Below are 13,032 nucleotides of genomic sequence, written 5' to 3'. Positions count from 1 at the left end.
ACCTCCGACGATTAAGGCATCACCTCAAACAGAAAAAATTGTTGAACTTGGGCTTTTCCAAAATTATTATCAACACAAAAAACCAAAGTATTATTTCCGTTTGGCAATTTTGGTCCAAAAGTTATTCCTTCAATGTTATCGATGTGCATGTTCAGGCTATCGAAATTAAAAAGTAATTTTTTAATCAATGGCTTTGGTGGATTTTTTATAAAAGATGGATTGTTGATCACGTTTTCAGCATCATTCAAATCAACCAAATACAGTTTAACAAATGAATGATCTTCTCGCCCTTTTGCCCAGGCTCTTTCCATTACCAACAAAGTATGATTGTTTATGGTCAAAATCTCTGAAATCCCATTTATATTCCAATCGCTTTCAGCTGTAGGGTTGATGGGCAAAGCATCCAAATTGTAAGCATATTGAGCAACATTTTTTTTGCTTTTTACATCAAACTTTAAAATTCTAGTGAGTGCTTTATCAAATTGAAAATGCGACTGCTCGCCATCCTGGTAGAGTGGTTCCTCCAAACTAGCATACAAGGTTTTATAATCATCCGCATAACTTAATCCTTCGAAAAAAGCATTTTTACGAACTCCATATTTTTGCTTTGTGATTTGAAAACCTGCAGGCAGCGGAACGGTATCTAAATATTTTCCTGTTGAGCTAATGAAAGTTAAAGTGGGCTGAACAATGGTTGTATCGGTTTTACGAAACAATCTCTCGCCTTCGTTGCTCCAAACAAAAGTTTGGTTTAATGGATTATAACGCACCGATTCTCCATCGGCCTTTGAGTTTTTGCCGTATTGATATTTCGGATATTGTGATCCATCCTCCTGTAAAATAAATGTAACGTCGGTAATTTTTATGGTATCAATTTTATTTTCTTTAAGATCGATTTTAGCGGTATAAATTCTCGCCGGACTAAACTGCGATGGATCATCACTTATTAAATAATATTGATTTTTTTTCGCATCATAATCAATACCAGATAACCCTCCAACTAAGGTGTTTTGAAAAGTACCATTAAGTGGCATAATGTATTCGCTCAAAAATTTTACTGATGAAATAGAAGTTTCCCTACTGCTACCAGCAATATTTTTGGTAGTGGAACATGAAGAAAGTACTACTATAGCGGCAAAATAAAAAAGGGAAATTTTTGAGAATATTTTTGTCAAATCGAAATGGTTTGATGGCAAAAGTATAGAATTTGATTAAATAAATTAGCCGTTCCAATTTAATATTGAAACGGCTAATTTTAATTTTTTGGTCAATCATTTAAAACAACTTACCAATAACACGATACGAAACTTTATTTCCATCAACTACTTCTTCATAGTAAACATCATTGGGAGATACGAAATATTTCTCATTTTTAATGGTTACTTCTCTGCAACCTTCTGGCAACTGTGTAATAATCTCTCCTATTTGATGCGTATCAATCGGGCCATCAGTAGTATTTAATACGCCATCTTTGCCGGCAACAATATAAACAGTTGCACCATCTGCATTTTGGCCTTGCGTGTAATAAACACCTTTATACTCGTAATAATCAACGCCATCAATGGTAACCAAATTCGCATCTTGTGGTAAGTTCGGAACCTCTGCACCAACAGGTGGAACCACAACCTCATATTGATTATTATTTTGTTGATAGAACAACCCGCCAGAATAATAAAACTGATTTGGGCCATAATTAAATGGATAATAGCCGTATGGCAACACGCCAATTCTGAAACCTAAAAATGGCCTGTAAAAATTATAATAGCTATAATAAGGACGGTAATATGGCCTTCCAAATCCCGAACGATAGCCAAAACCTGGCCTGTAATTAGTACCTGGGCGATACCCTGGCCTGTTGTAACCTGGTCTATTGTAACTGTATCCCGGACGTTCTGGTCTACCCGGAGTTTGGCGACTAAACCCTTGGTCTACCGGCCTGCCTGAACCTCTATTCGGTGCTTGCGAAATTCTATTGTTTGATGGAGCTTGCATAGATGGTTGTCTTGATGAACCACCCCTTGAAGGCGCAACAGAACTGGGCCTGCCACCTCCGCCACTTGATGAGCCACTGCCTCCACCCCGACTTGGACGTTGTGCCGAAACGCTTTCAATACTTAAGGTTGTGATCATTGCTGTTGCAGCTAAAACAACCAATCCTTTGCTTAATAACCTTTTCATTTGTGTGTTTAATTTAATTATAAATATGACGATGAAAAATTCTGAAAGATTAGCCCTTAACATTATTTAACTAAATTTTGATATAGCAATGACGATTACATTTAGCACAACTAACAAACCTTTTACGGGATGTTTTTTCTAATCAATTTCTAATCGCCTATATTTAAATTTTATTACTAAAAACCAAGCTTAAATGAACTTTTCAAGATTCTTCAGCCTCTTATTTTGTTTGTTTATTTCTAATGAATTATTGGCCCAACAAACCGATTTGGCCTATGTTAGAGAAAACTATACTAAAATAGAACGTCAAATTCCGATGCGTGATGGAGTTAAACTCTTCACTTCCATTTACATACCCAAAAATCAATCCAAAAAATATCCCTTTTTGATTAACAGAACGCCTTATACCGTTGCGCCTTATGGAGCCGATAAGTATAAATTAAGCTTAGGGAATTTTCCTGCTATGATGCGAGAAGGATTTATCTTTGTATATCAGGATGTTCGCGGCCGTTGGATGAGTGAAGGCACTTTTGAAGATATCCGCCCGCAAACTACCAAAAAGGGAAAAACTGCTATTGATGAAAGTACTGACACTTATGATACCATCGATTGGTTAGTTAAAAATGTAAAAGACAATAATGGCAAAGCTGGAATTTATGGAATTTCTTACCCAGGATTTTATTCTACAACTTCACTTCCAAATGCACACCCTGCATTAAAAGCTGTTTCTCCGCAAGCGCCGGTAACCGATTGGTTTATGGGCGATGATTTCCATCACCGTGGAACTTTATTTTTAATGGATGCTTTTAGTTTTATGAGCAGCTTTGGCGTTCCCCGTCCAAAACCCATTACACCAGATAAAGGCCCGAAAGGTTTCCAGTTCCCTATTCAGGATAATTATCGCTTTTACCTGGAATCAGGATCAGTCAAGAATTTAAAGGATAAATATTTTGCCGACAGCATTAAGTTTTGGAATGATTTATTTAAACATCCAAATTTAGATACTTTTTGGAAAGCGAGATTAATTACACCGCATTTGAAAAATGTAAAACCTGCCGTTATGGTTGTAGGTGGCTTTTTCGATGCTGAGGATGCTTATGGAACTTTTGATACTTACAAAGCAATTGAAAAACAAAATCCGGGTGCAAACAACATTTTAGTTGCCGGACCTTGGTTTCATGGTGGTTGGGTTCGTGGCGATGGTTCTTTCTTCGGCGATATTCAATTCGGAACTAAAACGAGTGTAGATTACCAGCAACAATTTGAATTGCCCTTTTTTAAATACTACTTAAAGGGCGAAGGTGATTTTAATGCCGCCGAAGCAAACATTTTTGTAACAGGTTCAAACCAATGGAAAAAGTTTAGCAACTGGCCGCCGCAGGAAGTAGAAAATAAAAATCTTTATTTACAACCTAACGGAAAATTGAGCTTCGAAAAAGTGGGCAGAACCGACAGCTGGGATGAGTATGTGAGCGACCCTAATAACCCTGTTCCTTACCAGGATGGCATTCAAACAAGAAGAACACGCGAATACATGATTGATGATCAACGGTTCGCAGCCCGCAGGCCTGATGTAAAAACTTACCAAAGTGATGCGCTAACAGAAGATATTACCTTAACCGGGCCAGTGTTGGCAAACCTTGTGGTTTCAACCACCGGAACAGATGCCGATTATGTAGTGAAGCTGATTGATGTTTTTCCAGAGGATGCGCCAAACCCAAATCCAAATCCTAAAAACTTAATAATGGGTGGATATGAAATGCTGGTTCGTGGTGAAATTATGCGTGGAAAATACCGCAATAGTTTTGAAAAACCCGAAGCATTTACGCCAGGCGCCATCACCAAAGTAAACTATCCATTGCCAGATGTGGCCCATACTTTCAAAAAAGGACACAAAATTATGATTCAAATTCAAAATTCATGGTTTCCTTTAGCTGATCGTAATCCACAAAAATTCATGGATATTTATCAGGCCAAACCAAGTGATTTCCAAAAAGCTACACACAGAATTTATCACGACGTAAATAACAGTTCATTTATTACGGTTTCTGTGCTGAAGTAAAATAATAATTAATGTCCATTAGGCGGTCGTCATTGCGAGGCACGAAGCAATCTCAATTCCGATCGTCATAGCATTTACATTGTGAGATTGCTTCGTGCCTCGCAATGACGAAAAATAAAAATGAAAAAACTATTCACCATTCTCTCTTTAGCATTAAGCATTGCAAGTGCAAATGCCCAAATGCTTGGTAAAAACCAAGTAAACTCCAGAGCCGATAGCTTACGTGGAACGCTTACGCCATTGCGTACTTGTTATAATATTAATTATTACCATTTAGATGTTAAAATCGATATCGATCAAAAATCAGTAGCAGGAAGTAATGAATTTGCCTTTACCGCCACTCAGGATTTTTCTAAGCTGCAATTTGATCTTTTCGATAATTTAAAAATCGAAAAGATAGTTTATAAGGATTCTGAACTGAAATTTACAAGGGAATACAATGCCGTATTTGTAAGCTTCCCAAAAACGATTAAAAAAGGAACTAAAGATAAATTCACCGTTTTTTATTCTGGCAACCCTAGAGTAGCAAAAAATGCCCCATGGGATGGTGGTTTTATCTTTAAGAAAGATTCAACAGGAAATCCATTCGTTTCTGTTGCCTGTCAGGGATTGGGCGCAAGCGTTTGGTGGCCAAATAAAGATCATCAAAGCGATGAGGTTGACAGCATGCTAATCAGCATAAGTGTGCCTAATACGCTGCAAGAAATATCTAACGGGAGATTAAGAAATACGGTAGATAAACCTGATGGCTACAAACAATACAATTGGTTTGTTAGCAATCCCATCAATAACTATGATGTAAGCTTTTACATTGGAAAATACGCACACTGGACAGATAGTTTCGATGGTGAGAATGGTAAATTATCAATTGATTATTGGGCATTACAGGTTGATAGTGCAAAGGCTCGTCCGCATTGGGATGCCGATGTTAAACCCATGTTAAAATGTTTCGAGTATTGGTTTGGCCCTTATCCGTGGTATAAAGATGGTTATAAATTGGTACAGGCTCCACACCTGGGCATGGAACACCAGAGCGCTGTTGCTTATGGAAATCAATTTAAAAAAGGTTATCTGGGTAGAGACTTAAGCGGAACCGGACATGGTTTAAAATGGGATTTTATCACCGTTCATGAAAGTGGCCATGAGTGGTTCGGAAACAACATTACAACCAAGGATATTGCTGATATGTGGGTACATGAAGGTTTTACTAATTATTCGGAAACACTATTTACTGAATGCACTGATAGCAAAGCTTCAGGCAGCGAATATTTAATTGGAATTAGAAGAGGCATCAGCAACGATATTCCAATTATTGGCCCCTATGGCGTAAATAAAGAAGGTTCAGGTGATATGTATCCAAAGGGCGCAAATCTTATTCATAACATTCGCCAGTTGATTAATAATGATGAAAAGTTCAAACAGATTTTGCGAGGTTTGAATAAAACTTTCTACCATAAAACAGTAACCACAGCAGAAATTGAAAATTACATTGCCAAGCAAAGTGGTTTAAAACTTGATAAAGTTTTCGATCAATATCTTCGTTATACCAAAATTCCTGTATTGGAATATAAAGTTAACAACGGAACATTATCTTATCGTTGGATTACTGATGTAAAAGGTTTCGATATGCCTGTACGTGTAACGTTAAAAGATGGAATTTTCAGCCTGATTAAGCCGACTAATGATTGGAAATCAATTAAAGTTGATGCCAGCATTACTACCGAAAATTTTAAAAATGATCCTGCATTTTACATCAACTTAAAAAAAGGATAAATAAATACGGCTGTGTTGATAATAATTGACACCATTTTAAATGGCTACAAAGAAGAAAAAGTAGATAAGATTACAAGCAATGCAACTTTTTAACAAAATGATCGTCTTATAAGAAAAACGTATTCATCAGCCATTTAAAGAAATTTTAAATGGCATAAAATTCTACAATAATGAAAAAAATATTCGCCCTGTTATTTGCAGCATTTACTTTAACAACAACTATTAGTGCAGTTGCGGAAGAACAAATTAACATCAACTCATCAAAACTGAATAACGATGATAGAGATGTAAGAAATTTTAACGGAATCGCTTCTGCCGGACCGATAAATGTTGTGGTTACTTTGGGCACTAAAGAAAGTTGCCGTTTGGAAGGCGATGAAGAAGCGCTATCAACAATTATTACCGAAGTAAAAGGCAATGTGTTAATTATCCGTCCACAAACCAGCATTACCAGCTGGTCTAGAAAATATGATGGAAAAAAAATTACAGCTTATGTAACTGCAAGAGAGTTAGCAAGTTTAACCATGAGTGGCTCTGGCAATATGGTGGTAAACGGTAAAATTAGCACTGGCGATTTAACCACCACGATAAGTGGATCAGGAAGTATAAAAGCAGTAGCAGATGTAGATCATTACAATGGCGTAATCAGCGGTTCGGGTTCATTGAATATAACAGGAACTGCCGACCGTGCTAAAGTTGTTATCAGTAGTTCTGGTTCTTTTGAAGGCAAAAGTCTTTCTGTAAATGATTTAACCACAACTATCAGTGGTTCGGGAATAATTAATATCAAGGCAGAGCAATCAATAAAAGCAGTAATCAGCGGATCAGGAAGTGTAAATTATTCAGGTAATCCAACGGTTGAAAAAACAGTTATAGGCTCTGGAAGAGTTAGAAAGATATAAGGAAATACAAAATTTATTTGGAACGTCTCGGAGAAATTCGAGACGTTTTTTATTTAATAACAGATCTAATATTCCTTTAAGGGATTAATCTGATATTTGATTATACATTAAACAAACTGAAAAATAAATGAGTAAGTTGAGTTCAAGTGATGATTATTAAAACTGAAATCCAATCACTGTTAAATTTTCAATGTAATTTATTTTCTGACTAGCCTTATCATATTCATCCCAGCCAGTGGTATGAACCTGTGTTAAGTTGGTCGCTCCAAATTTGGTGCTGTTTTGTAAATAAATGTGCTTCCAAACATAAAATTTTAAGCCAATTTTAGCTGAAACACCATAGCCGGAAATACTGAAGTGGTTGTTTCTACCTAAACCAAAAAGATGAACTTCAGATCGTGGCACCATCAAACCAGCACCTAAACCGGTTTCTAAAGTTAATGAGGTATTTCCGCCCGGGGCTACCCAAATATCGTCATATCGTTCTACTTCAACATTTGCATAGTTAAATCCATCAGTATGTTCGTAAGTTAACATACTTTCTTTCACGTTGATGGTTTGTCCGTTGTAAGTTCCGGCCAAAGCACCTGTAGAAATGTTTTCTGGAGTAATATTGGGGCCAATTGTACCAGTAATAGCTACGCTTTGAGGAATATCCATTACATACTTCATATGATCCCAACCGATGGAAATACTGTAATTATCCTTTATAAAATAACCAACACGAATATTGTATTGAGGAACAGTAATCAAACCCGGATTTAGCCAATCCCAATCTAGTTTCGACTGCCTATCATGCGCAGCCACATCATGTAATGTAAAATCATAATTCGGACCTTCGAACCTGATGTCGCTTTTACCATACCAAGAGCTATTGTATCCCCAATGAAAATAAAAATCGCCCTTACGCGAGAAATTCCTTTTATGTTCAGGATTAAATAAACTTTTTGAGCTTGGTGTATTATTTGTAGACGAAGTTTTTAACTCTTGTGCTTGCATCCGCTTGCCAAACAAGAATACTAAAAATAAGATCGAGAATTTTTTCACGAGGCAAATTGAACAAAAAGCAAGAACTATTACAAATGCTTTAACACTTTGTAATTGCAGTAGATGGAAAAATGACTTTAAATCATTAAAGCGAAATTAGAATCTGGTATAAACCGCCAATTGAACAATACTATTATTGGTGTGATTTGAAGTATTTTTAATGGCCTGATTCATGTATCCAATTTCCAAATCTACCTTTTTCGAAAATCGATAACCTCCAGCCAAGTATAATCTATTTTGATCAAAAACACTATTATTGATTTTCTCGTTATTTTGAAAATTTAAAAACACTTCATTTTGCAGGGCTACAAAGGCGCCCTTATCAAAACTTGCTGCTGTTTTTTGTAAAGGCTGAATTAACCGGAAAAAATAACGGAAACGTTGCGAAAAGACATCTTCATTACTTCGTTCGATAAAACGCTGTTCTACTCTAACCCTATGACTTGCAAATACGGAGCTTAATTTATGGTTGAAAATATATTGCTCAAATATCCGGTGCTCATGCAAAAAACTATTACCAGAAACAACGAATTGATTTTGTGTGGTATTCCACAAATAACCTAACGCAACGTTATGATTTTTATTAAAAAAATATTGCAATGCTGGCCGCACTAAAGTATTTCTTACATAACCCCAATTATCTGAAGAGCGCACTTGAGCATCAAATTGTAACCCCCACTTTTCGTTTAATTTTGTGTTATTCACGAGCATAAACCAACCTGAATTTTGATACGTGGTTTGGGCAGATAACTTTCCAAATGCTGCGATGGAAATCACGGCCAGTAATAATATTTTTCTCATAAAAAAGATAATCCGGTTATACCTGCCCGCGGCAAGATGATGTTTTGCTGCTAAATTAACAGAAAATTAATAGCGAGCCTACTTTAATTTAACAATCAATATTTCGGTGATGTAGGTTGTGCCCCCTGCAACCTTAAATAATTGTACCATTTTGCCACTTAAACGGGATAGCAGCGATATCCTTTTATTGATTAAATGTTACTTACTTTAATATGTACATCGGCTGTTAGCGTGAGTTAGTTTATCAATAAAAGATTTAGCGGATAGCCCGAACAAATGCAAATAATGATGCTATAATTGCTTTTCTGATTACCTTCTCATGCTCCTGAATCTGCTTTATTAAAAATTCATTTAGCGTTAAGGAATTAAAAATTTATCTTCGTTTAAGATTTGGCTTTGAATAGGAACCATTTCAACATTACAAAACGTAAAATAAGAACGAAATGATTATTGAACCGAGAATGAGGGGCTTTATTTGTTTAACAGCACATCCAGATGGTTGCGCTCAAAACGTAAAGAACCAAATTGAATATGTAAAATCAAAAGGTGCTATAAACGGACCTAAAAAAGTATTGGTAATTGGTGCTTCAACAGGCTTTGGCTTAGCATCCAGAATTACTGCAGCCTTCGGTTCGGATGCTGCTACCATTGGTGTTTTTTTTGAAAAAGCACCATCTGCTGGCAAAACGGCATCTCCGGGTTGGTACAACAGTGCTGCTTTTGAAAAAGAAGCACATGCAGCAGGTTTATATGCAAAAAGTATTAATGGCGATGCTTTCTCAAAAGAAATCAAAGCAAAAACACTTGAATTGATTAAAGCTGATTTAGGTCAGGTAGATTTAGTGATTTACAGCTTAGCTTCGCCGGTTAGAAAGCATCCTGATACAGAAGTGTTACACCGTTCTACTTTAAAACCGATTGGTGGTACTTATACCAATAAAACGGTTGATTTTCATACCGGCAACGTAACTGAAATTTCAATTGAACCCGCAACTGAAGAAGATATTGAAAATACAGTTGCAGTAATGGGCGGCGAAGATTGGGCCATGTGGATTGATGCTTTAAAAGCTGAAAACCTATTGGCTGACGGCGCTACAACAGTTGCTTACTCTTACATCGGCCCTAAATTAACAGAGCCAGTTTACCGTAAAGGAACAATTGGCCGTGCTAAAGATGATTTGGAAGCAACAGCATTTACCATTGCCGATAAGTTAAAAGATATTAACGGCAAGGCTTATGTTTCGGTAAATAAAGCTTTGGTTACACAGGCAAGTTCTGCCATTCCGGTAATTCCTCTGTATATTTCTTTGTTGTACAAAATTATGAAGGAGGACGGTATTCACGAAGGTACTATCGAACAAATTCAACGTTTATATGCCGAGAGATTATATACAGGCAATGAAGTTCCGGTTGATGAAAAGGGAAGAATTAGAATTGATGATTGGGAAATGCGTGATGATGTGCAAGACAAAGTAGCAAAACTTTGGGAAGAAGCCACAACTGAAACTTTACCTGCAATTGGCGATTTACCTGGCTACCGTTCAGATTTTTTAAGTTTATTTGGTTTTGAAATTGATAAAGTTGATTATCAAAAAGAGGCAAATGAGGTTGTAGAGATCGAGGGATTAGTTGAGTAGAAAGTGATTGCAAATCTTATCATTTATAATGTAGTTCAACAGCAGATTATTTTTAGTGATTTTATTCATTTCTAACAACTGCTTTAAGGAAAACAATTATATCATTAAAAATTTAACGGCTGGCTTTTTGCCGGCCGTTTTTAATAAAAGACAATATGAACTTCGATTTGCAACCTACATTAGAAAACGAACTGATTACTATCGTTCCATTGAAAGCAGATGATTTTGAAAAACTTTATGCCGTAGCATCCGACCCTCTTATTTGGGAACAACATCCAAATAAGGATCGCTATAAACGAGAAGTTTTTGAAAACTTTTTCAAAGGCGCAATGGAATCGAACGGGGCATTTATTGTTTTCTATAAAGCAACTGGAAGTGTTATAGGCAGTTCTAGATACTACGAATTGAACGAAGAAAATAACACTGTGGCCGTGGGTTACACTTTTATTGGAAGAGATTTTTGGGGTAAAGGGCATAATGCCGCTTTAAAAAAATTAATGCTCAACTATGCATTTCAATTTGTGAACAAGGTAATATTGCACATTGGCGCTACAAATTTTCGTTCTCAAAAAGCAACAGAGAAACTTGGTGCTGTAAAAACTGGCGAAATTGAAATAGCATATTATGGAGAGCCCATAAAATGGAACTTCGAATATCAAATTGATAAAGCAAAATGGGAAAATAAATAATTTTGCATGAAATTTTAATAAAATAAGTTATAACTGAAGAAACGCCAACACTTTAACTCACAACGCTTAATGGAATAAAATCGTGTTTTCATTTTACTATTGTTATATTTGTATAATTCCCACGCACTCATCAAATACAAAACAAAACAATTAAATAAAATATGGCTAAATCTCAAGCAACTTACAGTAAAAAAGAGAACGAAAAAAAACGATTAAAAAAACAAAAAGATAAACAAGAGAAAAAAGAAGAGCGTCAATCTAATGCAAAAAAAGGCTTAGCGCTTGAAGAAATGTTTGCATACGTTGATGAAAACGGTAACATTTCCTCTACTCCACCAGATCCAAAAAAGAAGAAAGTATTTAACATTGAAGATGTTCAAATTGGTATTACCAGACAGGAAGACATCATTGATGAAAATCCGGTTAAAAAAGGTACAGTAACATTCTTTAATGATAGCAAAGGTTACGGTTTTATTAAAAATACCGAAACTCAAGATAGTATTTTTGTTCACGCAAATGGTTGCGTAACGCAAATTAAAGAAGGCGACAAAGTTACTTTTGAAGTAGAAATGGGCCAAAAAGGACCAACTGCTGTTAAAGTTTCAAAAGTTTAGTTCTCTTTCAAAGCCCTACTACTAGGGCATCGTAAAAATTCTGCAGAAATTTCTGCTGCGCAAGGTTTTATAACCTATATAATTCCGTCTATTAAAGCATAAAACCTAGCGCAAATTTTTCCTTTTAATTTTTTATAACAATCAGTTTTTAGCATTTAATCGGCTAACGATTTTTGCTGTCTGAAATTTTCAGCGATGATAAAATATAACTGCAAGTAACAACACACAATAAATGGATAGTTGTTGTTATTTTTGTCGTGATATTAATGTTTGAACTGTTTGGATAGGTACCAATTAACAAAAATAGATTCTTAAGCCCAAAACATGAACTTTAAAGATTTAACAAACAAAACACTAATAAGTGATACTGATTTAGAATGGGAAATTCTGGGCGGTGGGGTAAAGCGTAAGGTGATGCCTTTTGATAACAACCTCATGTTGGTAAAAGTCAATTTCGAGAAAGATGCTATAGGCACCATTCACAATCATCCGCATTTGCAATTGAGTTATGTGGCGAAGGGAAGTTTCGAAGTGACCATGGGCGACGAAAAAAAGGTATTAAACGAGGGAGATGTTTTCTTTGCACCATCAAACGTTTTTCATGGTGTGGTTTGCCTGGAGGCAGGTTTATTAATCGATATTTTCAATCCACATCGTGAAGATTTTTTAAAATAAGATTAAGTTTTAAAACAATAAATTAGGAGTTACTGAGTCTCAGCACTCAAAGTAACCCATACTTATTTAAATATTAACCTCACATTTTTGTAGCCTAAACCTTCAATTATTGGTTTAAGAACATTGGAAGCGTTGGTTTTGGTTTGAGATAAAATATCCGATTTTTTTACCTCAGCAGAAACCTGTTTCTCTGCGGCTTTATAAGCTTCATCTACTAAGCCAGCTTCACGAAAGAAAGCCATTTTCGTATCGTAAACTCTGGAATTTTTGTGGTCGATTTTTACATAACAAATTTCTGGCTGTGGCAAATTTACTACAGCTGTATCAGCAGTTACCTCTATATCTTCACGTGTAATTTTAGTGAGATCAATACAGCCAACAGCTTCTGCTTTTACAATAAGCAAAACGCTTGCTTCAGGTAAAAAATCAGTTTTATTTTTATGCTCCAATACATCGCTAATTTGGTAACGCACAAGCTCCAATTTACCAATGGCCTCAATTTTTTCTACCAAAAGCTGATGTTTACTTTCCACCGACGTGCTAATACTAAACTTTTTCGAAATGAAAAAGTAACCAGCAACCAATAAAATTATCCAGGGTAAAACTCTAAAAAACAGTCTCATTATTTAAATAAATTAATTCAATTTCCATTGT

The 13,032-nt window shown here is 35.8% G+C and carries 12 protein-coding genes; 7 read left to right on the top strand and 5 right to left on the bottom strand.

All coding sequences use genetic code 11. The features are described 5' to 3' along the window. Nucleotides 1–11: 11 nt before the first annotated feature. Both LUA91_RS10115 and LUA91_RS10110 read right to left on the bottom strand, forming a co-directional pair. Complete coding sequence (locus LUA91_RS10115) at nt 12–1,175, bottom strand: esterase-like activity of phytase family protein (RefSeq protein WP_231425927.1); 1,164 nt, start codon at nt 1,173–1,175, stop codon at nt 12–14. A gap of 100 nt (nt 1,176–1,275) precedes the next feature. After that, nucleotides 1,276–2,178, bottom strand: a complete 903-nt coding sequence (locus tag LUA91_RS10110) for a DUF6515 family protein (RefSeq protein ID WP_231425926.1) — start codon at nt 2,176–2,178, stop codon at nt 1,276–1,278. A gap of 193 nt (nt 2,179–2,371) precedes the next feature. On the opposite strand from LUA91_RS10110, the gene LUA91_RS10105 reads away from it, so the two are divergent. The 3 genes from LUA91_RS10105 to LUA91_RS10095 all read left to right on the top strand — a co-directional run bounded on the left by LUA91_RS10105 (nt 2,372) and on the right by LUA91_RS10095 (nt 6,915). Beyond that, nucleotides 2,372–4,240: a CocE/NonD family hydrolase gene (locus tag LUA91_RS10105; protein WP_231425925.1), complete on the top strand. Its 1,869-nt coding sequence runs from the start codon at nt 2,372–2,374 to the stop codon at nt 4,238–4,240. A 120-nt stretch (nt 4,241–4,360) separates the two neighbouring features. Then, entirely contained in the window at nt 4,361–6,013 is a 1,653-nt protein-coding gene (locus LUA91_RS10100) for a M1 family metallopeptidase (RefSeq protein WP_231425924.1), read from the top strand. A gap of 170 nt (nt 6,014–6,183) precedes the next feature. Further along, nucleotides 6,184–6,915 (top strand): head GIN domain-containing protein, encoded by a 732-nt coding sequence (locus tag LUA91_RS10095; protein WP_231425923.1) that lies wholly within the window; start codon nt 6,184–6,186, stop codon nt 6,913–6,915. A 156-nt stretch (nt 6,916–7,071) separates the two neighbouring features. Here the strand turns inward: LUA91_RS10095 and LUA91_RS10090 are convergent, their stop codons facing one another. Both LUA91_RS10090 and LUA91_RS10085 read right to left on the bottom strand, forming a co-directional pair. Continuing rightward, a complete protein-coding gene (locus tag LUA91_RS10090) occupies nt 7,072–7,962 on the bottom strand; it encodes a hypothetical protein (protein WP_231425922.1) in 891 nt (296 codons plus the stop codon). A 96-nt stretch (nt 7,963–8,058) separates the two neighbouring features. Beyond that, on the bottom strand, nt 8,059–8,763 hold the full coding sequence (locus LUA91_RS10085) for a DUF2490 domain-containing protein (RefSeq protein ID WP_231425921.1): 705 nt from the start codon (nt 8,761–8,763) through the stop codon (nt 8,059–8,061). 443 nt (nt 8,764–9,206) lie between these two features. Between LUA91_RS10085 and fabV the strand changes: the two genes are divergently transcribed. The 4 genes from fabV (at nt 9,207) to LUA91_RS10065 (ending at nt 12,378) form a co-directional block, all read left to right on the top strand. After that, complete coding sequence (fabV, locus tag LUA91_RS10080) at nt 9,207–10,400, top strand: enoyl-ACP reductase FabV (RefSeq protein WP_231425920.1); 1,194 nt, start codon at nt 9,207–9,209, stop codon at nt 10,398–10,400. Nucleotides 10,401–10,555: 155 nt separating this feature from the next. After that, complete coding sequence (locus tag LUA91_RS10075) at nt 10,556–11,089, top strand: GNAT family N-acetyltransferase (RefSeq protein ID WP_231425919.1); 534 nt, start codon at nt 10,556–10,558, stop codon at nt 11,087–11,089. Nucleotides 11,090–11,250: 161 nt separating this feature from the next. Next, on the top strand, nt 11,251–11,703 hold the full coding sequence (locus LUA91_RS10070) for a cold-shock protein (RefSeq protein WP_056850953.1): 453 nt from the start codon (nt 11,251–11,253) through the stop codon (nt 11,701–11,703). A gap of 324 nt (nt 11,704–12,027) precedes the next feature. Then, nucleotides 12,028–12,378, top strand: coding sequence for a cupin domain-containing protein (locus tag LUA91_RS10065; protein WP_231425918.1), 351 nt, complete (start codon nt 12,028–12,030; stop codon nt 12,376–12,378). Nucleotides 12,379–12,440: 62 nt separating this feature from the next. Here LUA91_RS10065 and LUA91_RS10060 read toward each other — a convergent pair whose 3' ends face one another. Next, nucleotides 12,441–13,001, bottom strand: a complete 561-nt coding sequence (locus tag LUA91_RS10060) for a DUF4230 domain-containing protein (RefSeq protein ID WP_231425917.1) — start codon at nt 12,999–13,001, stop codon at nt 12,441–12,443. Between the last annotated feature and the right edge of the window lie 31 nt (nt 13,002–13,032).

The sequence above is a fragment of the Pedobacter sp. Leaf250 genome, assembly GCF_920984735.1.
Lineage (GTDB): Bacteria > Bacteroidota > Bacteroidia > Sphingobacteriales > Sphingobacteriaceae > Pedobacter.
This window is presented reverse-complemented; position numbering and strand designations above follow the sequence as displayed.